Genomic DNA, 24,198 nt, shown 5'->3' with positions numbered 1-24,198 from the left:
GGGCGCGGCGGCCCCTGGCAAAACATCAACGTTAACCGATATTTTGCCAGGGACCGCCGCGGCGGCCCTGCGGATTACAGGCTCAGTGCTTGATGGCGATGGTCTTCAGCGTGGTGAAGCCATACAGGGCCTCGAAGCCCTTTTCGCGGCCGTAGCCGGACTGGCGCGAACCGCCGAACGGCAGCTCCACGCCGCCGCCGGCGCCGTAGTTGTTGATGAACACCTGGCCGGCGCGCAGCTTGCGGGCCAGGCGCAGCTGGCGGCCGCCGTCGCGGGTCCAGACGCCGGCCACCAGGCCGTAGAGCGTACCGTTGGCGATGGCCAGCGCCTCTTCCTCGGTGTCGAACGGCATGGCCGCCAGCACCGGGCCGAACACTTCCTCCTGCGCCAGGCGGCTGTCGGACGGCACGTCGCGGAACAGCACCGGCGGCTGGTAGAAGCCCGCCTCGGGCGTGCCTTCCTTGAGCTTGCCGCGCGCAGCGACCTTCATGCCGGCGGCTTCGGCCTCGCTCACGAAGCCGCGCACGCGATCCTGCTGGCGGGCGTTGATCAGCGGGCCCACGTCGAGGTCGGCCGCGGCCGGGCCGGTGACCGTGGCCGCAAAGGCCTCGGACAGGCGCTTGAGCACGGTTTCGTACACGCCGCGCTGGATCAGCACGCGGCTGCCGGCCGAGCAGGTCTGGCCCGCGTTCTGGATGATGGCGCCCAGCAGCACCGGCAGCGCGGCGTCCAGGTCGGCGTCGTCGAACACGATCTGGGGCGACTTGCCGCCCAGTTCCAGCGTGACCGGCACGTGGTTCTCGGCGGCGGCGTGCGCCACCATCTTGCCGGTCTGCGGCGAGCCGGTGAAGGAAATATGGTCGATGCCCGGATGCGCCGACAGCGCCGCGCCGGCCTCGTGGCCGTAACCCGTGACGATGTTCAGCGCGCCGGCGGGCAGGCCCGCCTCGGCGGCGATCTCCGCCAGCTTCAGCAGCGACAGGCAGGCGTCTTCGGCCGGCTTGACCACGCAGGCGTTGCCGGCGGCCAGCGCCGCGCCCACGCTGCGGCCGAAGATCTGCAGCGGGTAGTTCCAGGGCACGATGTGGCCGGTGACGCCGTGCGGTTCGCGCACCGTCAGCACGGTGAAGCCCGGGTTGTAGGGAATGGTCTCGCCGTGCAGCTTGTCGACCGCGCCGGCATAGAACTCGAAGTACCGGGCCACCGCGGCGGCGTCGGCGCGCGCCTGCTTGATGGGCTTGCCGGTGTCGGCCGATTCCAGCTGCGCCAGTTCTTCCTGGCGATCCAGCAGCGCGAACGCGATGCGCATGAGCAGGCGGCTGCGCGCGGCGGGCGCCATCTGGCCCCACTCGCCTTCGTAAGCCTCGCGCGCCACCTTCACGGCGCGGTCCACGTCGGCTTGGCCCGAGCGCGCAATCGCCTCGAACGGCTTGCCATCGGACGGGTTCAGGACATCTATGGTTTCGCCGGTAGCGGCCGCCACCCATTGGTTGGCGATAAAGTTCTTCTGAGTCACGATGTGCGGAGTAAAGTAGCGGCCGGACGGCCGGTTGCAAAATGGTGAGCGATCGGATCGAGCGATCAGATCCCATTATGAGAGCCGCCAAAAACTTGTCAATTGAATTGACAGCCTTTGTCCCAAGAGTCAGGATATTTTTCCGTCATCTCGGGTTATCCCTAACATTCCAACGGCTTAGCACCGCCTCAAACTTGTTATGGCCACTGACAAACCCGATCCGGCGCGCACCCGCGGCGTGCCGATAAGCAACGTGCGCGACCCGCAGCTGGCCTCGCTGCTGGAAGCCGCCAACCGCCCCCGTCCCGAACTGGACGTGCTGGCCGAAGTGGCGTCCGGCCTGGGCTACGTGCGTGCCGAACGCTTCGCCGAGCGCGTCTACGAAAGCCTGTTCTACGCAATCGCCACCGGCAAGATCGCGCCCGGCAGCAAACTGCCCACCGAACTGGAACTGGCCGCCCTCTTCGAGGTCTCGCGCCCCGTGGTGCGCCAGGCCCTGGACCGGCTGCGCGAAGACCAGCTGGTGGACTCCATCCGGGGCTCGGGCTCCTACGTGCGCGCCAAGCCCGACCTGATGGGCGGCATGCCCGCGGTCGACCCGGCCCGCCGGGTCGGCCACATCCTCGAAGGCCTGGAGCTGCGCATGGTGATCGAGCCCGAATGCGCCTACCTGGCCGCGCTGCGCCGCACTTCCGACGACCTGGGCGAAATGGACCGCATGCTGACCGGCTACGAAGAAGCCGACGCCTCCGGCGCCATCGCCCACCACCACGACTACGGTTTCCACCGCGCCATCGCCGCGGCCACCGGCAACCAGCGCTTCGTGCAGGTGCTGAAATCGCTGGAATACGACGTCAGCCACGCGGTCAACGTCATGCGCCACCTGGTCCACAGCGAACCCTGGAAACGCACCCGCGCCGCCATCGACGAACACCGCCACATCTACCGGCTGATCCAGGAACAGGACGCCGAAGGCGCGCGCAACGTCATGCGCGCCCATATCGAAAAAGCCCGCAGCCGCATGCTCAACAGCGGCCCGGAACACTGAGCAGGAAGCCTCACCCATGTCATCGCAACGCACGCCCCTGAACCTCGACCAGCAACTCGTCATCGTCACCGGCGCCAGCCGCGGCCTGGGAGCCGCCATCGCCCAGGCCTTCCTGCGCGAAGGCGCCAGGGTCGTCATCAACTACCTGAACAGCGCCGACCGGGCCCAGGCCCTGGCCGCCGCCGCCCCCGAGCGCGCGCTGGCGCTGCAGGCCGACGTGCGCGACCCGGCCGCCGTCGCCGCCCTGGTCGCCCAGGCCAGCGAACATTTCGGCATACCCGTCAGCACCGTGGTCAACAACGCCCTGCCCGCCTTCCAGTTCGACGGCGACCTGCGCCCGCATGCCGACACGCTGGACTGGAGCCGCATGAACGCGCAGCTCGAAGGCAGCGTGCGCGCCGCGCTCAACACCACCCAGGCCGTCCTGCCCGCCATGCGCGCCGCCGGCGGCGGACGCATCATCAACGTCGGCACCAACCTGGTCCAGAATCCGGTCGTGCCCTATCACGACTACACCGCCGCCAAGGCGGCGCTGCTGGCCTTCACCCGCACCCTGTCGCACGAACTGGGCGCCGACGGCATCACGGTCAACATGGTTTCGGGCGGCCTGCTGCGCACCACCGACGCCTCGGCCGCCACACCGGACGCGGTGTTCGACATGATCGCCGCCGGCACGCCGCTGCGCGAAGTCACCACGCCGGCGCAGTTCGCCGACGCGGTGCTGTTCTTCGCCAGCCCGTGGTCGCGCGCCGTCACCGGCCAGAACCTGATCGTCGACGGCGGCCTGGTGAAGGGATAAAACGGAACCGGCCGCGTGAAACCGGCTTGTGGACGCTATGCCTGCAGCCGGCGGGCGCTGATCTCGCCGGCGGCGTAGCGGATGCCCTTGAGCGCGGCGTCCTCGCTAATGAAGGCCGAATCGCCCACGCCGATGCGCGTCCATTGATGATGCGGCGCGGTCCGCACCCAGGCCTCGAACCCCTGGCGCGCCGCCAGCGGCCGCAGTTCGTATTCGAGGCGATAGCCGTTGAGCCTGATCACACCTGTAGTCATAGCCGACTCCTCCGCCTCTCAGCTCCGGCCCGCGATGCCGCAGGCGCGCATGATGGAAGTCCCCGAAGCAGCCATGGCCCCCTGTGGATCATTCTCCGCCCGCACCACCTCCGTGACGCGTTGACCGTCGACCATCCATCGCCGCGCGATGCTGATCACGTCGGTGAACTCGGGCCGCGGCCCATCCAGCAGCCAGCCGACTATCGGAACACCGGGAGAAACCGTTTCCAAATCAAGGCATTTCATGCCGCTCTCCGTTCAGGGAACCCTAGCAGCGTAGCCATTGATTGAATCTTTAAGTATTAGGGAAGGTCTGAAGAACTCGATTTCAAACATCCAAAAATCGACCTCATGACCAAAGTATTCAAAAATGGTTAAAAACTGCTCAAATCATCGCCACTTTCGGGTTGTTTGCACCCCGATCAGGCCCGTTTTCGGGCCTGTTGGCGCTTTTTGGGCGCACTTACCCTGCCACCGCCGTCAACGGGCGGCGTGCCATCCAGATATTGGACAGCGTAAACAACATTTTCAAATGCGCAGTGTTCTTGGCCAGTCCACGGAATCTGACTTTACGAAACCCGAATTGGCATTTGATGACACGAAACGGATGCTCAACCTTGGCTCGAAGACTGGATTTGGCCCGCTCAATGTTTTGCGTCAAACGATCAATTGCGCTGTTACCCAAGGCGCGCCGTTTGCCGGGGCGCATGGCAATGTGCCAGGTTACGTCACGCCCTTGGTGCTCGGGTCGTTTGTCTACGCCTTGATAACCGGCATCGCCAAAAGCCAACGTTTCTTCACCATGCAGCAACGCAGCCGCCTGAGTAACATCATGCTCATTGGCAGCGGTGCCCACCACCGTGTGGACCAGCCCGCTGTGAAGATCAACCCCAATGTGGGCCTTCATCCCAAAGTGCCACTGGTTTCCCTTTTTGGTCTGATGCATCTCGGGGTCCCGCGTGCCGCTGGCGTTCTTGGTCGAGCTGGGTGCATCGATAATTGTGGCGTCCACAATGGTGCCTTTGCGCACCTGAATGCCTTGATCCTGCAACAGCAGGTTGACCGCCTCAAGCGCTTGGTCGGCAATGTTGTGCTGCTCGAGCAGATGACGGAAGTTCAAAATGGTGGTCTCGTCCGGCACACGACCTCCAGGCAGTTTGGCAAACTGGCGCATCGAAAAGCTGTCGTACAGCGTCTCTTCCATGGCCGGGTCCGACAGCGAAAACCACAGTTGCATGAAGTAGATGCGCAGCATCGTTTCCAGCGGATACGGTGGACGACCGATGCCCGGTTTGGGGTAATGCGGATCGACCAGATCGGCAAAGAGCTTCCACGGCACCGCACGCTCCATCTTGGCCAGAAACTTCTCACGGCGCGTTTTCTTGCGTTTGCCAACGTACTCGGCTTCGGAAAAACTCAACTGGCTCATCGGGTTCACTCGGATCGGACTGTTTTCAATAACTTATATTCTGACAGGTTCGTTGGACTTGTTCAGAGGTTCCTTAGGAATGCGCAAAAATTTGAACATTTTGTATGTTCATTGCATTTTTGCCGTCAATGACAGCGGGCGGAGGGGGCGACATACATGCTCACATATCGGGACGCGCCCTACCCCGCGAGAGCGGGCACGGTATCATCCGACGTTGTCCGGGAGCCGCAATTCCCGCCGATGGCCAACGCGCCGCAACAACAAACGGTCTACGCGAAAAATGAAATTAGCCACCTGGAACGTGAACTCCCTGAACGTGCGCCTGCAGCAGGTGCTGGACTGGCTCGCCGCCAATCCGGTCGACGTGCTGTGCATCCAGGAACTCAAGCTCACGGACGACAAGTTTCCCGAAGCCGCCTTCACCGAAGCCGGCTATCACGCCGTCTGGGCCGGGCAGAAGACCTACAACGGCGTGGCCATTATTTCGCGCGTGCCCGGCACCTCCATGGAGCGCAACATCCCCGGCTACGAAGACCCGCAGCAGCGCGTGCTGGCGCTGACCTTTCCCGGCCCCGAAGGCGACGTGCGGGTGGTCTGCGCCTACTGCCCCAACGGCCAGTCCGTGGGCTCGGACAAATACGCCTACAAGCTGGAATGGTTCGAGGCCATGCGCAAATGGCTGGCCGAGGAAATCAAGCAATACCCCAGGCTGGCGGTGCTGGGCGACTACAACGTGGCGCCCGCCGACGAGGACGTGCACAACCCCGAGAAATGGGAAGGCCAGGTGCTGGTCTCGGAACCCGAGCGCGCCGCCTTCCGCGCCCTGCTCGACCTGGGCCTGAGCGATTCCTTCCGCCTGTTCGAGCAACCCGAGAAATCCTTCAGCTGGTGGGACTACCGCCAATTCGCCTTCCGCCGCAACGCCGGCCTGCGGATCGACCACGTCCTGCTGTCGGCCCCGCTGGTCAAGCGCTGCGTCGCCTGCGCCATCGACAAGGAACCGCGCCGCAACGAACAACCCTCCGACCACGCCCCGGTCGTGGCCACTTTGGAATTTGTCTGAACTTGATATCGCCATCCCGCTTGCACGCGGGCTTGGCTTTATGTATAGTTGCGGTCTTGCTTTTGGGGCGGTAGCTCAGCTGGGAGAGCGTCGCGTTCGCAATGCGAAGGTCGGGAGTTCGATCCTCCTCCGCTCCACCAATAGAATCAAGGGCTTAGCCGATGGCTAGGCCCTTTTTCTTTGGTAGATTCGATTTACTGCGCCAATTTTGCGCCACTCGGGCTGTCGAAGCCCTGGACGCAACACACGAGGAGCAGTGAATGGCATCTATCACCCGTCGAGGCGATCTTCAGTGGCAGGCCCGCGTTCGGCGCAAGGGCTACCCCGTACAGATCAAGACGTTCAATACGCGCTCGGAAGCGGAAGCTTGGGCGCGTCAGGTCGAATCCGAAATTGATCGCGGCGTGTTCGTGAGCCGAACAGAGGCAGAGTCAACGACTCTTTGCGAGGCGCTTGATCGATACGAGCGCGAAATCGTCTCCTTGAAGAAGGGGAAGGCCCAAGAAGTTTCCCTGCTGAAGACGTGGAGGGCAACGCCGATCGCGCAACGATCGATGGCGTCGGTACGCAGTTCGGACATAGCCAAATTGCGCGACGACTGGCTGAGGCAGACCAACCCGGCATTGAAGCCGGCGTCAGTGCTTCGACGCTTGGCCATCCTCTCCCACGTTTTCAGTATCGCCCGCAAGGAATGGGGGATGGAAAGTCTTTCCAATCCCCTCGAGCTCGTGCGCAAACCGCCCGCGAACAATGCTCGCACCCGGCGAGTCAGAGAAACCGAAGGTGACTCTCGGGACGACCGACGCGCGCCCGATGGCGAACTGAAGCGGGTCGTCTCGGCAAGCAGCTCCGACGTGTTGCCGACAATCATTTCCCTCGCGGTGGAGACTGCAATGCGCCGTGGCGAAATTGTTGATCTTCGGTGGGAGCATGTAGATCTCAAACGCCACGTAGCCCACCTGCCCCACACCAAGAACGGGAGCTCGCGGGATGTACCACTTTCGCCCCGCGCCGTTGAAGCCCTCAAAGAGTGGCGAAAGGTCGTCGGCAAGAATCCGGCTGACGGGCGCGTTTTCTCAATTCGCGGAGATGCGGTGACGAGAGCGTTCGAGCGCGCGGTAGATCGAGCACGAAAAACCTACGAGCAAGAATGTAGGGAGGCGGGTCGGACGCCGGATGCAAAATACTTAATCGACCTTCGCTTTCACGACCTGAGGCACGAAGCCACGTCCCGGCTGGCATCGATCTTTCCGATGCACGAGCTGGCCAAGATTACCGGCCATCGCGATCCGCGGATGCTAATGAGGTACTACCATCCCAGCGCAGAAGACTTGGCAAAGCGGCTTCGATAGTGATCCGGTGCATACGTACGGAATTACGTACATACGTATGTACGCAGCAAGCTGCGCAGCAATGATGCTTGACGCGTCTGGAGGATCACTCTAAATTCTTCAATGCAATTCGCGACACTGACTTGCTGCCAGTGTCGCGATGACGCTGGTGCCGCTGAGTCAAGTCAGTGAAGGGATAGCTCAGAAAGCGGCTACGCGACCCAAACGCGTAGGAAACCGATAAAGCGTTGCGATAAGCGCGACCTTGCATCGCCTCGTCGGTTCGGAAGTTCGCCAGCCACCCGCAAGGGGCCCTCACACGTGGGGAACGACACCCCACACGCGCTTTTGCTCGTGTGTGAGAGGTAGACGTGCGTCCCCTACCCGCCTCAGATCGCGGATCTCCGCGTGTCATATTCATCGAACAGCTTGCCGAGCTGATCGGCAAGACCCCAGCCACTATCCGCACCTTCGTTTCGAAGGATCGGTATCGGCACCTCATTCCCGAACCGTTCAAGATGCCACACAGCCGCAGGCTGTGCTGGTACGAACACGAGGTTGTTGCTTGGATTGAACAAAACCGTCGGGGGCTGCAATGACACAGGCTCCCAAACCAAAATTGGTGGCTGATCAGCTTTCCACGAAGAGAACGGTTCTCTTCTGGCTGCTCTTCTCAGTCGTGGGGTTCGTATATGGATGGCCGTTCGCGGCGCCTTCCGTGCTGTCAATCCTGCAATACAGAACGACTTGGGCTTTGTTCACGGCGACGATGCTCGTGTGCGCGATGGCCGTCGACGGGCACCTTTGGATGTTGCGAAACCCTGGGAAAACGCAAGCGGACTACTATCGCCGCAAACACTGGTGGCTCCATGCCCTTGACTGGGAATTTCGGCCTGGCAAGGCAAAGAGGGAGGGCCAGCAATGAAGTACTCGAAAGTCCTAAGCGGACTACGCGTTGTCATGACGTGGGCCATATCGCTTCCTGCATTCGGGGAAGGCACGACGCTGGGGGAGATCAGTCAAGCAGCCCAGCGCTCCGGCGACAAGTCGCGCCAGGCGCTCGTCGCGATGTACGGAAACGTCGTCAACAATCCCCTTGCGACCGGTAGCGCAGGTGGGGGCGACACGATCTTGGCCAGCCTGTTCCAGGTTACGAACGGCGCACTGCTGGTCATAGGAGCGATCTTCACCTGCTACATGATGTTCCTGAAGGTATCGCAGACAGCGCACGACGGGGCCGTATTCGATCGCGCAAAAAACACGATGTGGGGGCCGATTCGGATCGTTTGGGGCCTTGCGTCCCTCGTGCCGACCGCGAATGGCTGGTCACTCTCGCAGTTACTGATGCTGTGGGCTGCGTCTGTGATGGGCGTCGGTGTGGCAAACATGGGCGTCGATGTCGCTGTCTCGGCGTTTAACGACGGCAAGGCAATGGTGTTGCAGCCGGTCATGCCGGGCACCAATGAACTGGCCCACAAGATATTCGAGATGGAGCTTTGCCGTCATGGAATCAACGCGGGCTTGGCCACAGCCTCTAGCGAAGGCGGGTTGGTTGACGAAAGCGGATACGTGCAGACGCAATCGACAGATACCGGCTTCATGCTCGCCAACAAAAGCTTTGTATGCGGCGGTGCCAACGTCGACCCGAATCTCGAATCGCAACCGAGCTCGACGAGCTGGTTCTCGAATACGATTGATGTTGCCGAAGTCCGCAAGGCTCACCTCCAAGCGCTCTCAGGCATGGAAAAATCGCTGAGTACGGCGGCGCTCGAGTTCGTCAATGCTGTCACGGTGCGGAGCACCGACGGCAGCACAACGATCCCTGACGCAGAAGTAGCGATCCAGGCAGCAGCGCAGCAGTACGAAAACACAGTCAATTCGATCGCCGCTACGAAGCAGGGGAACATTGAGGAGCTGTCCGGTCAACTCAGCTCATCCATCAAGGAAGGCGGATGGTGGACGCTCGGCGAGTGGTATCAGACCTTCGCCGTAGCCAACACGAGGCTTTCTGATGCGGTAGCTGGCAAGGCAACAACATTCGGGCCGTCGATCGCCGGTGACGCAGCCATGAGGAGCGTCTACCAGACGGCGTTGACTGCATATCAGGCACAACAGGGGCGAGCAACGACGACGCACGCTACCCCTCTCGGTACGAAGCAACAGAATGACGGCGGTAACATCATCGCGAAGCTGTTCAGCTCGCCAGGACAAGCACTAACGGAGGCGATCACCAACATCAACGACGGCGGCGAATCGCGCGGCCAAATCAACCCGCTGATCAAGATGAAAAACCTGGGCGACCATCTCACTGGTGTAGCCGAAATCGGTCTTGCAGGATACCTCACAGCCAAGGGGCTCGAGGCGACCAGCGAAAGTTTCAGCATCGCCGGCTTGGCATCACGGGTGGCTGACGCCAGTGGCGCGCTCAGCTTCGTCCGAGGTGCATTGGACGGGGCGGGACCGATCATCATGATGATCATCATCGCCGCCTTGCTACTCGGCCTCGGGCTGTCAACCTATCTACCGATGGTGCCATTCGTTGTGTGGTTCGGTGCGGCCGTGAACTGGCTCGTCGTTGTTGGAGAGGGCGTGATCGCAGCCCCGTTATGGGCGATCACGCATCTCGGCGGAGAGGGCGACGGCCTCGGCCACAAAACCGCCCACGGCTACATCTTCCTCCTGGAGATGATGGTGCGTCCTGTGCTCATGGTGCTCGGTTTCTTCTTGGGAGGCGTGGGAGCCATCGCAGGCGGAACGTTGCTGAACGAGGGGTTCGGCATTGCCCTTGCAAACGCTCAGTTCGACTCGCTGACCGGCATCGGTTCGATTCTGGCCTATTGCACGATTTACTTCTCTATGTGTCTCAACCTTGTGCATAGCTGCTTCAACCTGATCTTCCTGGTGCCGGACAAGGTGATCAACTGGGTCGGAGGTCACTCGCCAGCTATGGTCGGCACTGACCACAGCGATCGGACCAAAGCTGCGGTCAATACCCTGCTGGCAAAATTCGATATTCGCCCGTCAGGTGGCAATGGCAGGCGCCCGCTGGGCGGGACGAATCCTTCGTCCAAGTCCGATGGCATCAAGGAATAGGAGAATGCAATGCGATTGCTGAGACTTGCATCCGAGCTGTTCTACATTGCGACGTCCTTGCTGGCCGCGCTCCCCGCATTCGTGTATTCGTCGTGGGGCGGGAAATTCCTGCACTCAGGCGCGGCCCTTGCGGCAATGGTTGCATCTGTCGCGTGGGTGGCGGGCGGCGCTCTATTGCTATCGAAATGGCGCCGATCGCGCGACCGCGACATGCGTAAGCTAATCGCGTCGGTCGCACCCAGCTTCCGGCCGCAGGTCGAAGTTGCCGACTATCTCAGCACGCGGTATGTCGGCATTGATGCCGTGATGGGCAAAGCCGTGGTCATTGACAGGGAGAAGAACGTCGCAAAGTACGAGCCGATCACTTACATTCAGAACGCCGAGGTAAGCGACGCCGGAGACACGGTTCACTCGGCATTCACGTTCAGCTTCCGCGACTTCACCAATCCTTCGATGCAGATCCGAGTCAACCGACTCGGAGCAGACGATATCAGCGCTCGCATTCGCTATGCTTTGGAGCGCGCGGCATAGCGAAACGAACCGGGTCGAAAGACCCGGTTTTGATTGTTCGTCCCGGCGTCGAACTGAGGGAGTATGACCTCATATGGGACTGTGAGACTCCGCCCCATCCTCGTCCGGTTCGACTTCTCCGAAGTCGATGACGAGTTCTTCCTTTTTAAATAGGACCTCAATTGATACTGTGCCTCGCTCGACGGTGATTATCGCTGCGGCATCGACATCTTGGCCGGCCCCGTATACGCCTCTGCCCATTGGCTGAGTCATCTCGGGGTTGTAAAAATTGAAGTTTGCCCAAAACGTACAGTGTGCACGTACGTCGACCAATACGGCAAAAGCAGAGTCATCGTCCCGGATTCGGCCGGGGTTGGCGTAAGAAACGTCCCCTACCTCAACGCGAACGATGTCTGCTAGATAGGCCAACGACCGCGAGGTCCCCCGAGCTCGGGCTTGCTCCAACAATAGACGTGGCAGTTGATTTTGCACCTCACGCGATAGTTGTCCGTCGCGCAGCTTTTCCACCAGACGCTCTTGCCTCTCTCTTGCCCGCACGTCCCGCTCGGCTGCCGTTGAATTCACGATATCCAACGCTGTCGCGAGATTATCGACGACATGGAAGCGACCAGCGGCTGAAGCCGCGCAGAAACGCATCCAATCCGCATCACTCGAAACGACAATAATGCCGCTGTTTGCCGCCGTGCACCATGCGTCAATACCTAGCAGGGCGATCGCATCAGGAAATTCGTGACGCTTACCGCCAGTGCCAAATGGAGGCTTGCCGTCAAAGTAAAGATCAAGCACACGATCCAGCTCAACGTGGTCTGCCGTAATCACCTCCGCGCCGGTCGCAATCAAAAACTGCTCGACCTCGCGGTATGCGATCTGCTCGGGAGATACGTCCGCCAAAGCTGCGGCGAGTGCTGCCGCTTCGTCCGCGGCTTCGGGGATCCTCTCCAGTCGGCGAGCAATTCTTGGCCACGCGGCCAGGTCCGTTCGAATTGATTCAGCGATTTGGCGGCGAACTTCACGAACGACGATCTCGGAAAGAACGAAGGAAAATCGACTCTGCTTGAACTGTGCCAATTGGCCAAGTAAGCCATGCCCGAGCGCTAAGTTATTTTGTTTGACGACGCTTGTATCGATCGTCATCATTCGAACCTGACCTTGACGGACAAGTTCTCTCAGTTTTTCAATGTCTTCAGGCGCCATAGGGAACAGGCTATACGAGCAGAACAGGTTCCATCGGCACCGCGCCCCTTACCGATCGTAGGTATGTGATCATCTGTGTGTTGTTGCGGATCGACGTTGAAGGAAAGCCGCCATTCGCCTGCAGCTCGTCAACGTGTTCCAGCGAAAAGCCCATGTCGTTCAGGGCCGCTCTGTCGCCCTTCGCCAGCGCTTTGTTAGCCGCACGCATGAGGGCGTTCGCCCATTGAAGGCGAGCGATCTCGAGCCCGACTGCATCCGGGCTGATACGATGTTCGGTTGCCATGTCATCACCTCTAGTCCAGGTGGTGTAGTGGAAGTCCTGCCCGCGTGTTCCAGCACACGGGCGGGGCGCCTAGAGTAGATCAGTAGACCGTGAGGCCTTCTGATCCGACTGCTGCTCGCCGAGCTCGGCGAGAATATCTGGCCGCAATTCGAGCTCGCCGGTGTAGACCAGCGGTGTGCCGCAGCGGACGTAGTTGTCATTCATTGCCTTTTCCGATCCGGGCGAGCAGTTTGGTTCGCTGTCTGGCATAGCTTTCCTGCGCTTCATCGTCAGATATCCACTTCGTACTCGGATCGTGGGCTTCCTCCAGCCCCTCTCGAACCTGCCCCCGAAACCATCGATCATGCGCCGCCGTATCGGCTAGCAATCGCAAAGTCGGCTCGTCCCGAACCGTTACCTGCTCGAGCACCAGACAGTAAGCCTGCAGGGGCGACAGCCCCTGCTCGGCCAAGACGGCCGCTGCGTCGTCGTAGAGCGCTTCGATCCTAGCCTTGGCCTCGTCATCTGTCATGATCAGTACCCCGCTTCCTTCTGGTGTCGCACGGCCAAAATCGTGACAGTATCGCCATCCAGGCGGTACCGAGCCACATAGCCACTATCCCCAAAATCGATAAGCCACTCCCGATACTGTTCAGGCAGATCTTCTATGAGTCGCCCCATTCGAGGGTGGGCACCGAGAGCCTGGACGCCGCGCCTAATCGCTTCGCCGGCCCGCCTCGCAGCATCGGGATTCTTCGGCCTCAGGAATTCGCGCAGCCGTTGCATGTCCCCGATCGCCGCCGGCGCAAAGATTACTTGTGGCATTCTGGCGGAGGCAGTTCGTCGTCAGTTCCCCAGCTCGCGAGCCACTTGTCCACTTCCTCAGCGGTCACGTGCAGGCCCGTCGCCTGAAATTCATCCCATGCCTTGAGCGTGTCCCGGTTCAGCGCCTCGCGCTTTTCCTCGCGCTCGACGTACTGCTCAATGGCTTCGCGCATGATCCAATGCGGGGTACGCCGGCGCGCCTCGGCCAAGTGCTGAACCCGCCCTTTCAATTCATCATCAAGCTTGATGGATGTTGCCGTAACCATGACACGGCCTCCGTAGCAAAAGGTAATACCTGAGACTACTATAGACCGAAACGCTGACTCCGTCCATGGCGCCCCAATATTCAAGGCGACGCACTGCCCTTTCGGGGCTTGCCGGGACGACGGGGCGTTTGCTTCGCTGCGGCCGCTGCTTTGGCACGCCGCAACGCTTCTTGCTCGCCGTCTCGAAGCCGGGCGTCAATTCCATGTTCCACCATAAGGGCGATCGCGCGTCGCTTGAATTGTTTGCTGCCGGTAAGCTCGAACGCGCCCCGTAGCTGGCCGATAGCCGCACTATCGCCGGTGGCCGTCTGTTGCTCCACCCATTCGCGATATGACAGCCTACGATTCGTCGGATCAGCGTACAGCGCCTGACGCTCTTTGCGGATCTCGCGCCGCAGTCGATCGCGCTCCCGCAGCGTCTCGAATGCGACGACGCTGTACAACACGTTCCGGGCGGCGGCGTCCATGACGGTCTCTTGGATTTCACGGCGCTTCCGCCGAGCGGCTTCGCGGAAAACCGCCGAGCCTGCGAAGCTCATTGAGAACGTGTGTTTCGACCTTGGTGCGCGTGCGGCGGCCAAGCGCGGCTGCGAGCACAAATTGCCCGACGCTCATACCGCAATCACGTGCCCTTTCGCGGACCAAAGCCTCCTCGTCCTCATAGCACCGTATCGGCGGAAGCATGCGGGTGTCCTTCGTCGCTGTTCGCTCGTACTCACTGTTACGCCAATCTCTCTCGAATTCGGGGTCTCGGGGCGAAGCCCTGAGCAGGGGCGGTAGGCTGCGCGTAGGGAGTGAAACGACTGGTGCGCTGCCGGTTGCTAGGACGCCATTTATGGCGGTATAGCAAACCCTACCCTGTCCTAGAATTTGCGCAGCAGTTTGCTGACGTTTGACGGTAGCTCGTGTGGACCGTTTTTTTCAAGCAAAAATGACGGCGTTGAAGAGGGGCTCTGCACAGGTCAAAGTAGTTCCATGTGGCACATGCGTCGTCGACTAAAACGGCGTTGCTCGTGGCAGACAACTAGGAGATTAGAGAGAGGCTTTTTTCCCCTTAACGAAACGCTCTTACTGCTGATAGGTCGCATCCCAAGGGAGTAGCTTGAGAGAGGCTAGCAATGCCGACCGATGGACAAGGGAGAGGCAGACATGGCTGCGATGGACGTGCGTTTGGCGAGATCGCCGAATTGCGAGACAAAGGCAGTCGCAATTGACTTTATAGATCGACGAGGACGAGGCGCTCAGTGAAGACTTGGACGGATGACCAACTGGCCGATTACGAGACGGCACTCGAGACGATTGGCAACGTGATTGCGATCGCTTCACGCGACATCGCAGAAGAGCGGGAAAAGTCGCAGCCGGACGCGCGTCTGATTGATGAATTATTCGAGCTGCAGAAGCAGCTCAATTGTGAGCGCCGGAACTTGCGCATCGAGGACAAAACAGCTGTTCGAAAAGCCATCGAAATCTACGGCCGAATCGTTCGCTCTGGCGAGCTCAATTGGTAGCCTGCTAGCTGGGGTCTGTCAGTAATTTCGTGTTTAGGGCATAACATACCGCCAAGGAGTATGTATGCCACGCAAACCCAAGACCCCGCTGGCCGAGTTGCCGAGCATTCCCGCAGATTTACTGAAGTCGTTCGGTGACGGCCCGATGACGGCTGAAGCGATCAATGCCGCGTCGTTGGCATTTAAGAAGGCGCTGATCGAACGTGCGCTGGGGGGAGAGCTCAATCACCACCTGGGCTATCCCTCTGGGGCGGCTAAGCCCGCAGCGGCTACTAACCAGCGCAATGGCAAAGGTGCCAAGACCGTCATGACCGAGGACGGCTCGATCCGTATCGAGGTCCCTCGCGATCGAGACGGCAGTTTTGCTCCGTTACTCATCCCGAAGCACGAACGGCGTTTTACGGGCTTTGATGACAAGATCATTGCCATGTATGCCAGAGGCATGACGGTGCGCGAGATTCAAGGTTTTTTGCAAGAACAGTACGGCACCGAGGTCTCGCCCGAGTTCATCAGCTCGGTGACCGATGAGGTGATGGCAGAGGTGACCGCCTGGCAAGCCCGTCCGCTCGAGCCCATGTATCCCGTCGTGTTTTTTGATGCGCTGCGTGTAAAGATCCGCGATAACGGCGTCGTGCGCAACAAGGCCATTTATCTGGCCTTGGGTGTGCTTCCCGATGGCACACGCGATATCCTGGGACTGTGGATCGAGGGTACCGAAGGCGCCAAGTTCTGGATGCGGGTCTTCAACGACTTAAAGACCCGCGGGGTCCATGACATCCTGATCGCCGTCACCGACGGCCTCAAAGGGATGCCCGAGGCGCTGGGTGCGGTCTTCCCGGCCACCACGTTGCAGACCTGCATTGTCCACCTGATCCGCAATAGCCTGGACTATGCAAGTTGGAAGGATCGCAAGGCACTGGCCGCCGCCATCCGCCCGATCTACACGGCCCCAAGCGCCGAAGCCGCTCTGGCCGAACTCGAGACATTTGAGCAAGGGCCATGGGGACAGAAATTCCCCGTCGTGACCCGCGCATGGCGCCATGCGTGGGATCGCGTCATACCGTTCTTTGCGTTTCCACCCGAGGTGCGTAAGGTCATTTACACGACCAATGCCATTGAGAATATTAATGCGCAGCTACGCAAAATCATCAAAACCAGAGGGCACTTCCCCAGCGACGAGGCCGCTACCAAACTCCTCTGGCTGGCTCTGCGCAATATCACCGCCGATTGGGGCCGTCCGGCCCGTGATTGGAAACAGGCCATGATCCAGTTTGCTATCCTCTATGAAGATCGCTTCGTCCGTCCTTCCGTTTGATTTTTAACCCGCCTTAAACACGGAATTTCTGACAACCCCGCTAGCTGCGCGCCGGATGGGTCGTTCCGTTCAATCGGGGCGCTTGAGCGCCCCGATGTCATGCCTCCAGCGCGGCATGGTTCCAGCAGCCAGGGCTTTGGCAATCGAAAAACTGTACCTGCGTCGCCGGACCGAGTTCGTCCCATAGGATTTGAGCGGTCCGGGTGCAGTAAGCCTGATCGTTGTTGAGCACTGAAACGGCGACACGGCGGATACCCGACCGTCTCATCCGACGTAGAAGATGAAGGTCATGTTCACCAAAACCCCAGCCGTAGATCACCAGCGACTCACGTGCAGAAGGCAAGACCTCTCGGTATACAGTCGACAGGTAATAGCTGCTTTGGATTGAGGCCACCTTTTGTTCCGCCGTGCCCTCGCTGACGAAGAGCGGGACGACTTGTTCACTTTCCCATCTGTCTAGGATGGCCCGAAGCAGCCCGGCATCCCGGTTGTGAATCTTCGCCTCCTGTTCGATGCGGTCACGGCACAAAATAAGACTTCCGTGCGGATAAAAGACCAGGGTTGTTGACCGCTCCCGCCCGATAGGTTGCCTGAACCTCTGCCAGTCGTCGTCGAACCGGCCGCCGATGAAGCAGTCTTTGAATGCATGACCGTCATCGATGTCGAGCCCATACGTCACCGACCAGTACAACAGCAGATCGTAGTTCAGCGACACGATCGTATCGAAGGACTTGAGGAACTCGTAGATCCGAGGCAAATGCTCGCTGACCACATCATGCTCTGGGTGTATCTCACGGACGGTCTGGATCAAGCAGTCTCGCACGTGGCGGTAAGCCACGCGTGTACGATCGTCAGCGATTTGCAACGACTGGTTGACGTTCGATGCTTGCCATACGATCCGGAGGATCAGCTCAAAGTCCGACGTGCCGAAGAAGGCAAAGAGACGATTCACGTCGGGTGTTAGCAGGCCATGCTCTCTGGCATGGCCAAGCAGGGAGCGGTAGGCGAAGCGGGGTTCAACGGAAATGCTGGCCCCGTTCCCGAGCAGAATGGTCCCCCGGTGCTCGTCGGCCAGTGTGGCCCACGGCAGTATTTCAAACGGCATGGTCGGTTCCTTGCAGCGTCTTGTTGTATCGGCGGGTCACGCCGTCGTCGACACAATGTACTGCAAATCCGGTAACCATCCATTCTTCGCCGCTGTGCTTACGTCCGTTGCTTTTCGTCGGTGAATGGCAGCGAACGTCGCCGTCACTGATGTAGCTGCTTTGATTTCGAATCGTACATATCCATAGCTGGGAAAGCGGAATGTGGGCAAAGGCCCGGCGGGCCGGTGCGCGCAGCGCATTGTCCACATGCAGCGGATTAAGCCGGTGGACCCTGTGGGCAAAGGCGTGGGCCTGTGGGCAACCGCTTGCGGTTGTCCATGGGCCGTCGCCGGTGCGCGAAGCGCATTGTCCACAAGTCCACGGGCACCAACTACCAGAAGAAGTTACAGGAATCTTTACAAGCAAACCTTACAGGTTTAGGGGAGGTCCGATTTAACGCGGCGGAGGGGGCCGATTTAACGCGGTAGGCCCCCTGTGACGGGGGCCGATTTAACGTTTTCGCGGGGGCCGATCTAACGTGGATAACTCGCTGACTCCACAAGCTTGCTAACAGCATGTACGGCAGGCCGTATTGGTGGCGGCGATGACATCAATAGCAGCCCGCCCGTCACTCGTTTGACCCTGGCCTTTGGGTAGACCGCCATCACGGCTTGCAACGCCGTCAGGAATTTCTTCTTGAAGTCTTTGTCTGGGTCTTTGCCCTTGTATTCTTGGCCGAATTGCTCACGTAGACTTCGCCAATGAACGATCGGTGGGCGTCCCTGTATCTGGTGAAGGCGATAGGCCAGCCAAGCATAGACGTCGAGTGCAAGCGCTGAGCCCTTCAAGGCCATCAGGGCACGGTTATCCAATGGAACCCCTTTCTCCATCAGCTCTTGGAAGTAGCTCTCCGACAGGAGCATGACGCCAGGCCACAAAGATCGCTGCCTCGCATCCCGGTTGCCTAGCCAGGCGTCGAACTGCTCGACCGGCTGACCGTTGAACGTGCGTCCCTTGTATCCGAGTTGCAGCCGACATGCCGCGAGTGCATGCATTTGTTTGCGCAGCGTGGCATACCGATTTCCCTGCGAGTCCATTCCGACCAGGCGAAGGAACTCCGCGGCGCTGTCACCGATTGGAATTTCGCGTGTCTTGTGACGCTTCGCGTAGGTGGATACCCACGCGAGCGCGAGTCGCGGCATCGCCCCATACGGAATGGGCTGGACCACCGGTCCGTTACCTTCGTCAAGGAGGCCAGCCTGCACGCTAAGCCAAACAGAGCCTGATTGCCGCACAAATTCCCGTTCTAAGACCTTGGCACGAGGAAGTCCGACCTGGCAGAAGACGGCATGTGTGAAGGTCATATCGTCGCCACTGGGTGATTCGGACTCGATTGATAGGCTGAACTTGATCAGCCGCTCTTCCCGCGAGGTCGACGCTGTGCGAGCCGCAGTGGAAGATGTTCGGCCGCAAGGGATGGGCTCATCGCAATGGCGTTCTCCCGGCGCATCGAGGGCTACTTGGTGGCTCGTCATACCGAACCTCCAAGGCTATGTCCGAACCTCTGTCTCTTGGCGTTGCCCTCGATCCACCCAGAAAAGTACGAAAACGGGTCGAGATTTTGAGGGCACGGAGTCATTGGGCGACCCGCTTCGCCGGCTTCAAATCCGGCTTGCCATGCCGATGGGTCGATTCGAACCGCCGAGGTCATTGCGCACCCCCTGCTACCCCGGTCGGGGATGCGGCTTGGGGAGCGTTCGCAAGAGCTTGCCGCTTCGCTATCTGCTCGGCCTTCGTCGGCCGGCCTCGTCGTGGTCGCAGATTAGCTGGGTTGGACGGATCTTCAGCACATTGCTGATCGATAAACGCGGCAACATCGATGAGCCGGAAAACGCGCTTTCGACCGACCTTGAACGACGGTATGGGATATTTGACCTTACTACCCTTGCTAAGGCGATTGCGGATAGTTTGTGGGGCTTCGCTGGTGATCTCAGCCACCTGTGCAACGGACAGGGCCGGGGGATACAGCGATGACAGATACGCAAGGGAGGTGCCGGCATGGCCAGCAGAGAACAGCGGTGCGGAGCGTTGCATGGACGTACGCCTTCAGCAATCGCCCCATCGCCTGCCGTACGGGTCAGGTGGCAAAAGGAAACGTACGTGTTCATCAACGGTGCCCCCGCGCCCAGGGGTATGTAGAGATGTCGCGATGTGCGGCGCTGTTTGTTCGTTCCGGTCTTGCAGCTATCCACTCAGGGAAGCGTCCGCACGCGCATCTATACATTGAAATCGGTACTCGCCATCGATCCGTCGATTCCTCGATGGCTTTCCTTGCAGGTTCTTCTTCGCTCTGCCGCAGCCTGCCCCGTCGGTAGAACGGCCTCAAAGAGGCATCAGTGCTCTGTCGCTGGCTCTGCCCGGAAGCGTCAACCGGGGTTATTTCCGGTCTGACGGTCTGCTTGCGCAGCCCGAGAAAAAGCTGGCCGTTTAGCGACAACCAATGCGCTGACTAACCCGATTGTACTGGGCTATACCGATATAATCCAAATTCCGCGACACGGGGGAGCGAAAATGCTGCGCGTCGTTGATCTAAGAATCAAGAACTTCCGCGGGATCCGAGAAGCGCACGTCCGCCTTGGGCAGCATACCGTCTTGGTTGGCGCGAACAACTGCGGCAAAACCACAATCATCGAAGCGTTGGCCCTCTTGTTCGGTCGAGATCGCATGGTGCGAAGCCTGACCGAACATGATTTCTTCGGTAGCAACCCGCAACCTGCGGACCGGATCCAAATCATTGCCACGATCGTGGGATTCGATGGAGATGATCCTGCGGAACACGTCGACTGGTTTCGGGACGATCGCGGCGTTCCGAAGTGGTGGAATCCCGTCCGCGGTGCCGCTTCCGCGACGAGAGATGATCCCAATTGGCCCTTGGCCTGCCAAATCGGATTTTGCGCACGGTTCGACCAACCCGAGCTCGAGGTTGAAACAGCCCGCTATTTTCATGACGATGACGCCGTCGGCGATGTGTTCGCGGACGAAGCTCCTGTTGCGGTGCCCGGCCGACTCATTCGAGATATCGGGTTCTTTCTGGTGCCGGCGAGTAGGTCGTGGGATCGTATCGTGTCGTTCGGATCGGAGCTGTTTCGGCGCGTCGTCGCCTCTGCGGGTGGTCAACCGGCCACGTCGGTCTTGAAAGAGCGTGATCGACTACGCGCTCCAGACCAGCCGTTGGAAGCCGACGAAAATCTCGAGCCAATTACCACGCAACTGAACACGGAACTCGCTGGTTTTTTTCGCAGCAAACCAACCCTACAGCTCAGGGTGACGGCCACCGATAGCGACGGATTGTTGGAGACCGTCGTACCACACTACCTACATGCGGGAGCTCCTCTCGCTTTACCTGCGAGGCGGCATGGCAGTGGATTGATCTCGCTTCAGCACTTGCTTCTCTTGCTTCAATTTGGGCGGCAACGAGCGCAGGCTCAGGAAGGGTTCTGGATGGCTCTCGAGGAACCTGAATTGCACGTGCCACCGCCGCTGCAACGACGGCTGGTTCATCGGATACAGGCACTATCCAGCCAGACCTTTGTCTCGACTCACTCGCCCATGATCGCAGCGATGTCGGACCCGTTGTCTGTCCTCGTATTGCGTAACGACGACGGCGTCTTGTCGTCGGTACCCTTACTTCCAGAGACGTTGCCTCCGGCGGCTTCCAACGGCGTGCGCAAGCTCTTCCAGCTCAACAGAGCGGACACAATTGCTGCGCTGATGCACGATGCTGTCCTGGTTCCGGAAGGGCGAATCGACTATGAATGGTTCAAGCTTCTGGTGCGGTCAGTCGATCTCGGACAGGGATGGGACGAGGGACAGGAGAGTAAATTCGGCGCTTACATCGGCTTGGTTCCCACTCACGATGCTGCCGTAGAAGCGACTGTCGGCGCGCTTGTTCGACTGCATCCTCGCATTACCGCATTGGTTGATGGCGATGCAGCCGGACGTGCTTATGCGCAGGCCATGGCGGCCGCCGCGCAGGGGCCAACGATAATCATGCGGTGGCCGGACGACTGGACGATAGAGGATGTGGTGGGGTGGGTCCTTGCTGGTGATGCTGACACCGCGATCACGGCGTTAGCCCGCGTAATGGATCCGGCTCCCCAATCAGTTCCAGCTCTGGTCGCGAGGCTCAAGTCGGAAGTTCGCGCCGCAGGGGGGCTAAAGCAGGACCAGATTGCATACGAGGTTGTTGCTGACGTAATCGGCACCACAGAGCGGTGCTGCAACCGTGCCCGCGAGTTACTAAACGCGATCAACGACGTCTCTCTGGGAGGCGATTCTCCGCGCTTTGTCGCGGCACCCGGTGCGCCGGCCATAAGAACCTTCCAACCATGACCTTGATTGCCGTGGAAGGGGCCGCCGGATGCGGTAAGACCGTGAGGCTGATGGAGTTGGTGTCCCAGACTATCGAGGAATCGCCCCTCCTCGATGGCCAGCGGGTCTTGGCGTTGACCTTCATGCATGGAGCTCGGCGCCGCCTCAACGAGAAGCTTCGAGGGATTGAAGCGGTGAGGGGGCGTGTCGAGTGTGTAACCGTCGACAGTTTTGCGCAGCGTCTCCTGCGACGCTGGCGAGGCCTGGCCCAGGCACTTGGAATGCCTCCGTTGCAACCCGATCAGTACGATGAACAGTGCGACTGGGCCGGCGCTCTTTTGGAGCGCCCTGAGGTGAGGGCGTGGGTTGCGATAAGCTTTCCGGTTGTCTTGGTGGATGAGTCCCAAGACCTAAAACCGGAGCGTCTTCGGATGGTATCAGCCCTTGCGGAGTCGGTTTCCCTCCTAGTCGCTGCCGACGAATTTCAATGTTTGAGCCAAGCATTGCGGCCCAACCCGTGCGTCACGTGGCTGCGTGCAGCGTGCAAGCCAGTTGTTCTAACCGAGATTCGACGCACCGATGTGCAGGCACTGCTGACCGCGGCAGCGACGATTCGGGGTGGTGGTGTGGCTCAGAATGGCCAAGGGTTCAAGGTGTTTGCTGCTAAAGGCATGCCAATGGCTGGCGTCTATCTCGCGAACGCGCTCGCATGGCGCAAGGGTGGAAATGCCGCTGTTATCACCCCGTCGCTGAAAGGCGGCTTCGCACAGAAGGTGGTGGCCCGGGTGGGGCAAGGCCCTTGCGGCAAACAACAGAACGGCCCTTACACGATCAGATGGGAGCAAAGTGATTCGGACGAGGTCGCTGAGCTGATTGAGATGCTTCAGTTGGGTAACGACGTCACGGCAGTGGAAGCGGTGACCGCCTTGCAACGCCTTCCCCGCAGCGGCGCAGTTCGAGAAGTGATTTCCTGGGTGAGGCGCCAAGCGCGAACCGGCGCTGCCACGTCTTTTGGGCGCCAGGAGGTCGAGAAGGCCATCGCCCGGCAGGTCCAGCTTCGTCGCCAGCGATACGCGGCAGACCACGCATCGTTCTCCGCTATGACCGTACAACAAGCGAAGAATCGAGAGTTTGACGGCGTGGTGGTGCTCTGGCCTTACCAAGTTGGAGGCGATGACGAGCACAAGCGGCGCTTGCTGTACAACGCCATCACTCGGGCGCGGCGGTGGTGTACGGTGATTTTGCAGAGCGAGGACCTCCTTAAGGGAGCCCCTTTCGCATGATGGCGGCCTAGTTGTGCGACGGGCGGTAATCGCTTGCTCCAAATCTGCGCCATTCGGGCACAAAATTTTTCGGTAACATACGAAATCCCGGCGCGTACTGGAATCTACCGAAAAGCGAAGTGAGCGATGCAGAAGGTGCAACCCTTTGATCTTAAAGGGTTTTTACTGTAATCGGAAAAGCCCTTTCGAATCAAAACCTTCGGCCAATGGCGGTGCAAGAAGTCGAACCTCATTCGCAATGCGAAGGTCGGGAGTTCGATCCTCCTCCGCTCCACCACTTTCAAAGCCCAACCCTTCTCGGTTGGGCTTTTTCACATCTGTGCTTTCCCCACACTGTGCGGGGATTCGGCCGATTTTGCGTGTGCCACAGGCCATATCGCGCCGGCCAGGAAGCGCCCACCGACCCGCCAAGTTTGACTCTTTTCTGGTCTCTGTTCTCAAAAAATCGGCCAGAACTTCGCCAGCCGAGCACACGCAGAAACCCTCTTGTGACAAGCAGTTGCGATTGATGCGCCGCATCGGGTTCGACGCATGGACCACTTACTGCAATAGTCGAACCCGATGATTTCAGGGCCAGCGATCTTCAGCCCTTGGGCGGGTGCGGATCGTTGCCGTAGCTGTTGCGCTCGCGGATGCGACCGTTCTCGCCATGAATCAAGACCTCGCTACGCTGGTTGATGGCGATGTCACGGGCGGCCCGCTCGGCCTCGGACTGGGTGCGGTGATGCGAGGTGTCTCGCTGATTGCCTGCGCCACGCACGGCCCAGCCGTCGTCGCGCTTCACTACATGTTGGTTTTTACCGGCCATTTCAAAATCCTTTCAAGGTTGGGTGGATGCTGGAAGTCGGGGTATTGGCTGTCGAGTCACCCCCTTTCCAGAATCACGAAGTCAGGCTTGAGCCAGTAGTGCCCTTTGTCGTCCTTGTCGACGAATGTGGCGTAGACCTGCTTGTGGCGTTTGAAAATGTCTGCCGTCCGGAAGCTGGTGCCAGGCTGAAGGCCCAGCCCTTCGGCCATGTGCCGCT

26 protein-coding genes and 1 tRNA gene are annotated in these 24,198 nt (G+C 60.0%); 11 read left to right on the top strand and 16 right to left on the bottom strand.

Annotated elements, in window-relative coordinates; all coding sequences use genetic code 11:
- Window positions 1-82 precede the first annotated feature (82 nt).
- Window positions 83-1,516: an aldehyde dehydrogenase family protein gene (locus tag C1I89_RS00130; RefSeq protein ID WP_102770812.1), complete on the bottom strand. Its 1,434-nt coding sequence runs from the start codon at window positions 1,514-1,516 to the stop codon at window positions 83-85.
- Window positions 1,517-1,760: 244 nt separating this feature from the next.
- Here C1I89_RS00130 and C1I89_RS00125 point away from each other — a divergent pair, with 244 nt between their 5' ends.
- On the top strand, window positions 1,761-2,564 hold the full coding sequence (locus tag C1I89_RS00125) for a FadR/GntR family transcriptional regulator (protein WP_102771794.1): 804 nt from the start codon (window positions 1,761-1,763) through the stop codon (window positions 2,562-2,564).
- 16 nt (window positions 2,565-2,580) lie between these two features.
- On the top strand, window positions 2,581-3,363 hold the full coding sequence (locus C1I89_RS00120; protein ID WP_102770811.1) for a 3-oxoacyl-ACP reductase: 783 nt from the start codon (window positions 2,581-2,583) through the stop codon (window positions 3,361-3,363).
- 35 nt (window positions 3,364-3,398) lie between these two features.
- Here the strand turns inward: C1I89_RS00120 and C1I89_RS00115 are convergent, their stop codons facing one another.
- From C1I89_RS00115 to C1I89_RS00105, 3 genes are all read right to left on the bottom strand, one after another.
- Window positions 3,399-3,617 carry a hypothetical protein gene (locus C1I89_RS00115; protein WP_146196854.1) on the bottom strand — a complete coding sequence of 73 codons (219 nt, stop codon included), beginning with the start codon at window positions 3,615-3,617 and terminating at the stop codon, window positions 3,399-3,401.
- An 18-nt stretch (window positions 3,618-3,635) separates the two neighbouring features.
- On the bottom strand, window positions 3,636-3,863 hold the full coding sequence (locus C1I89_RS00110) for a hypothetical protein (protein ID WP_102770809.1): 228 nt from the start codon (window positions 3,861-3,863) through the stop codon (window positions 3,636-3,638).
- Between the two features lie 217 nt (window positions 3,864-4,080).
- Window positions 4,081-5,046: an IS5 family transposase gene (locus C1I89_RS00105; protein WP_102770808.1), complete on the bottom strand. Its 966-nt coding sequence runs from the start codon at window positions 5,044-5,046 to the stop codon at window positions 4,081-4,083.
- Window positions 5,047-5,326: 280 nt separating this feature from the next.
- On the opposite strand from C1I89_RS00105, the gene xth reads away from it, so the two are divergent.
- The 5 genes from xth to C1I89_RS00075 all read left to right on the top strand — a co-directional run bounded on the left by xth (window position 5,327) and on the right by C1I89_RS00075 (window position 11,064).
- A complete protein-coding gene (gene xth / locus C1I89_RS00100) occupies window positions 5,327-6,109 on the top strand; it encodes an exodeoxyribonuclease III (protein ID WP_102770807.1) in 783 nt (260 codons plus the stop codon).
- Window positions 6,110-6,173: 64 nt separating this feature from the next.
- Window positions 6,174-6,249, top strand: a tRNA-Ala gene (locus C1I89_RS00095).
- A gap of 120 nt (window positions 6,250-6,369) precedes the next feature.
- Window positions 6,370-7,461 (top strand): site-specific integrase, encoded by a 1,092-nt coding sequence (locus C1I89_RS00090; RefSeq protein WP_102770806.1) that lies wholly within the window; start codon window positions 6,370-6,372, stop codon window positions 7,459-7,461.
- Window positions 7,462-8,361: 900 nt separating this feature from the next.
- A complete protein-coding gene (locus tag C1I89_RS00080) occupies window positions 8,362-10,533 on the top strand; it encodes a DotA/TraY family protein (protein ID WP_102770804.1) in 2,172 nt (723 codons plus the stop codon).
- 9 nt (window positions 10,534-10,542) lie between these two features.
- The gene (locus C1I89_RS00075; protein ID WP_102770803.1) at window positions 10,543-11,064 is read left to right on the top strand and encodes a hypothetical protein; all 522 of its coding nucleotides are present in this window, start codon (window positions 10,543-10,545) and stop codon (window positions 11,062-11,064) included.
- A 69-nt stretch (window positions 11,065-11,133) separates the two neighbouring features.
- On the opposite strand, the gene C1I89_RS00070 is transcribed toward C1I89_RS00075, so the two are convergent.
- The 8 genes from C1I89_RS00070 to C1I89_RS35815 form a co-directional block, all read right to left on the bottom strand.
- Window positions 11,134-12,258, bottom strand: a complete 1,125-nt coding sequence (locus C1I89_RS00070) for a PIN domain-containing protein (RefSeq protein ID WP_146196853.1) — start codon at window positions 12,256-12,258, stop codon at window positions 11,134-11,136.
- Window positions 12,259-12,268: 10 nt separating this feature from the next.
- Complete coding sequence (locus tag C1I89_RS00065; RefSeq protein ID WP_196481627.1) at window positions 12,269-12,541, bottom strand: hypothetical protein; 273 nt, start codon at window positions 12,539-12,541, stop codon at window positions 12,269-12,271.
- Between the two features lie 69 nt (window positions 12,542-12,610).
- Complete coding sequence (locus tag C1I89_RS35045) at window positions 12,611-12,745, bottom strand: hypothetical protein (protein WP_011051575.1); 135 nt, start codon at window positions 12,743-12,745, stop codon at window positions 12,611-12,613.
- Window positions 12,738-13,052, bottom strand: coding sequence for a hypothetical protein (locus tag C1I89_RS00060; protein WP_102770801.1), 315 nt, complete (start codon window positions 13,050-13,052; stop codon window positions 12,738-12,740). Before C1I89_RS00060 ends, C1I89_RS35045 begins: the two co-directional genes overlap by 8 nt.
- Before the next feature lie 2 nt (window positions 13,053-13,054).
- Window positions 13,055-13,306, bottom strand: coding sequence for a type II toxin-antitoxin system RelE/ParE family toxin (locus tag C1I89_RS00055; RefSeq protein ID WP_229202334.1), 252 nt, complete (start codon window positions 13,304-13,306; stop codon window positions 13,055-13,057).
- A gap of 26 nt (window positions 13,307-13,332) precedes the next feature.
- On the bottom strand, window positions 13,333-13,611 hold the full coding sequence (locus tag C1I89_RS00050; RefSeq protein WP_004541313.1) for a CopG family ribbon-helix-helix protein: 279 nt from the start codon (window positions 13,609-13,611) through the stop codon (window positions 13,333-13,335).
- Between the two features lie 80 nt (window positions 13,612-13,691).
- Window positions 13,692-14,078, bottom strand: coding sequence for a hypothetical protein (locus C1I89_RS00045; RefSeq protein WP_219929558.1), 387 nt, complete (start codon window positions 14,076-14,078; stop codon window positions 13,692-13,694).
- Window positions 14,079-14,094: 16 nt separating this feature from the next.
- Window positions 14,095-14,226, bottom strand: a complete 132-nt coding sequence (locus C1I89_RS35815) for a hypothetical protein (RefSeq protein ID WP_422861509.1) — start codon at window positions 14,224-14,226, stop codon at window positions 14,095-14,097.
- A gap of 629 nt (window positions 14,227-14,855) precedes the next feature.
- Between C1I89_RS35815 and C1I89_RS00035 the strand changes: the two genes are divergently transcribed.
- Both C1I89_RS00035 and C1I89_RS00030 read left to right on the top strand, forming a co-directional pair.
- Window positions 14,856-15,119 carry a hypothetical protein gene (locus tag C1I89_RS00035; RefSeq protein ID WP_102770800.1) on the top strand — a complete coding sequence of 88 codons (264 nt, stop codon included), beginning with the start codon at window positions 14,856-14,858 and terminating at the stop codon, window positions 15,117-15,119.
- Window positions 15,120-15,183: 64 nt separating this feature from the next.
- Entirely contained in the window at window positions 15,184-16,434 is a 1,251-nt protein-coding gene (locus C1I89_RS00030; protein ID WP_088590566.1) for an IS256 family transposase, read from the top strand.
- A gap of 97 nt (window positions 16,435-16,531) precedes the next feature.
- On the opposite strand, the gene C1I89_RS00025 is transcribed toward C1I89_RS00030, so the two are convergent.
- The 3 genes from C1I89_RS00025 to C1I89_RS33935 all read right to left on the bottom strand — a co-directional run bounded on the left by C1I89_RS00025 (window position 16,532) and on the right by C1I89_RS33935 (window position 19,613).
- Window positions 16,532-17,539: a DUF4917 family protein gene (locus tag C1I89_RS00025; RefSeq protein WP_102770799.1), complete on the bottom strand. Its 1,008-nt coding sequence runs from the start codon at window positions 17,537-17,539 to the stop codon at window positions 16,532-16,534.
- A 513-nt stretch (window positions 17,540-18,052) separates the two neighbouring features.
- Window positions 18,053-19,054, bottom strand: a complete 1,002-nt coding sequence (locus C1I89_RS00020) for a replication protein RepA (protein WP_102770798.1) — start codon at window positions 19,052-19,054, stop codon at window positions 18,053-18,055.
- Window positions 19,055-19,226: 172 nt separating this feature from the next.
- Window positions 19,227-19,613: a helix-turn-helix domain-containing protein gene (locus tag C1I89_RS33935; protein ID WP_146196852.1), complete on the bottom strand. Its 387-nt coding sequence runs from the start codon at window positions 19,611-19,613 to the stop codon at window positions 19,227-19,229.
- Between the two features lie 477 nt (window positions 19,614-20,090).
- Here C1I89_RS33935 and C1I89_RS00015 point away from each other — a divergent pair, with 477 nt between their 5' ends.
- Both C1I89_RS00015 and C1I89_RS00010 read left to right on the top strand, forming a co-directional pair.
- The gene (locus C1I89_RS00015) at window positions 20,091-21,911 is read left to right on the top strand and encodes an ATP-dependent nuclease (protein WP_219929557.1); all 1,821 of its coding nucleotides are present in this window, start codon (window positions 20,091-20,093) and stop codon (window positions 21,909-21,911) included.
- Window positions 21,908-23,173 (top strand): ATP-binding domain-containing protein, encoded by a 1,266-nt coding sequence (locus tag C1I89_RS00010; protein WP_102770797.1) that lies wholly within the window; start codon window positions 21,908-21,910, stop codon window positions 23,171-23,173. The genes C1I89_RS00015 and C1I89_RS00010 overlap by 4 nt, the downstream gene beginning before the upstream one ends.
- Window positions 23,174-23,756: 583 nt before the next feature.
- Here C1I89_RS00010 and C1I89_RS00005 read toward each other — a convergent pair.
- On the bottom strand, window positions 23,757-23,981 hold the full coding sequence (locus tag C1I89_RS00005) for a DUF2188 domain-containing protein (protein WP_043291593.1): 225 nt from the start codon (window positions 23,979-23,981) through the stop codon (window positions 23,757-23,759).
- Window positions 23,982-24,198 lie beyond the last annotated feature (217 nt).

Origin of the sequence: Achromobacter pulmonis (assembly GCF_002885955.2) — a bacterium.
Lineage (GTDB): Bacteria > Pseudomonadota > Gammaproteobacteria > Burkholderiales > Burkholderiaceae_B > Achromobacter > Achromobacter pulmonis_A.
This window is presented reverse-complemented; position numbering and strand designations above follow the sequence as displayed.

Coding starts and splice junctions, on each gene's coding strand:
- C1I89_RS00120 (WP_102770811.1), top strand. CDS start 2,581: ATGTCATCGCAACGCACGCCCCTGAACCTCGACCAGCAACTCGTCATC.
- C1I89_RS00115 (WP_146196854.1), bottom strand. CDS start 3,617: ATGACTACAGGTGTGATCAGGCTCAACGGCTATCGCCTCGAATACGAA.
- C1I89_RS00110 (WP_102770809.1), bottom strand. CDS start 3,863: ATGAAATGCCTTGATTTGGAAACGGTTTCTCCCGGTGTTCCGATAGTC.
- C1I89_RS00105 (WP_102770808.1), bottom strand. CDS start 5,046: ATGAGCCAGTTGAGTTTTTCCGAAGCCGAGTACGTTGGCAAACGCAAG.
- xth (WP_102770807.1), top strand. CDS start 5,327: ATGAAATTAGCCACCTGGAACGTGAACTCCCTGAACGTGCGCCTGCAG.
- C1I89_RS00090 (WP_102770806.1), top strand. CDS start 6,370: ATGGCATCTATCACCCGTCGAGGCGATCTTCAGTGGCAGGCCCGCGTT.
- C1I89_RS00080 (WP_102770804.1), top strand. CDS start 8,362: ATGAAGTACTCGAAAGTCCTAAGCGGACTACGCGTTGTCATGACGTGG.
- C1I89_RS00075 (WP_102770803.1), top strand. CDS start 10,543: ATGCGATTGCTGAGACTTGCATCCGAGCTGTTCTACATTGCGACGTCC.
- C1I89_RS00070 (WP_146196853.1), bottom strand. CDS start 12,258: ATGGCGCCTGAAGACATTGAAAAACTGAGAGAACTTGTCCGTCAAGGT.
- C1I89_RS00065 (WP_196481627.1), bottom strand. CDS start 12,541: ATGGCAACCGAACATCGTATCAGCCCGGATGCAGTCGGGCTCGAGATC.
- C1I89_RS35045 (WP_011051575.1), bottom strand. CDS start 12,745: ATGAATGACAACTACGTCCGCTGCGGCACACCGCTGGTCTACACCGGC.
- C1I89_RS00060 (WP_102770801.1), bottom strand. CDS start 13,052: ATGACAGATGACGAGGCCAAGGCTAGGATCGAAGCGCTCTACGACGAC.
- C1I89_RS00055 (WP_229202334.1), bottom strand. CDS start 13,306: ATGCAACGGCTGCGCGAATTCCTGAGGCCGAAGAATCCCGATGCTGCG.
- C1I89_RS00050 (WP_004541313.1), bottom strand. CDS start 13,611: ATGGTTACGGCAACATCCATCAAGCTTGATGATGAATTGAAAGGGCGG.
- C1I89_RS00045 (WP_219929558.1), bottom strand. CDS start 14,078: ATGGACGCCGCCGCCCGGAACGTGTTGTACAGCGTCGTCGCATTCGAG.
- C1I89_RS35815 (WP_422861509.1), bottom strand. CDS start 14,226: ATGAGCGTCGGGCAATTTGTGCTCGCAGCCGCGCTTGGCCGCCGCACG.
- C1I89_RS00030 (WP_088590566.1), top strand. CDS start 15,184: ATGCCACGCAAACCCAAGACCCCGCTGGCCGAGTTGCCGAGCATTCCC.
- C1I89_RS00025 (WP_102770799.1), bottom strand. CDS start 17,539: ATGCCGTTTGAAATACTGCCGTGGGCCACACTGGCCGACGAGCACCGG.
- C1I89_RS00020 (WP_102770798.1), bottom strand. CDS start 19,054: ATGACGAGCCACCAAGTAGCCCTCGATGCGCCGGGAGAACGCCATTGC.
- C1I89_RS33935 (WP_146196852.1), bottom strand. CDS start 19,613: ATGCAACGCTCCGCACCGCTGTTCTCTGCTGGCCATGCCGGCACCTCC.
- C1I89_RS00015 (WP_219929557.1), top strand. CDS start 20,091: ATGCTGCGCGTCGTTGATCTAAGAATCAAGAACTTCCGCGGGATCCGA.
- C1I89_RS00010 (WP_102770797.1), top strand. CDS start 21,908: ATGACCTTGATTGCCGTGGAAGGGGCCGCCGGATGCGGTAAGACCGTG.
- C1I89_RS00005 (WP_043291593.1), bottom strand. CDS start 23,981: ATGGCCGGTAAAAACCAACATGTAGTGAAGCGCGACGACGGCTGGGCC.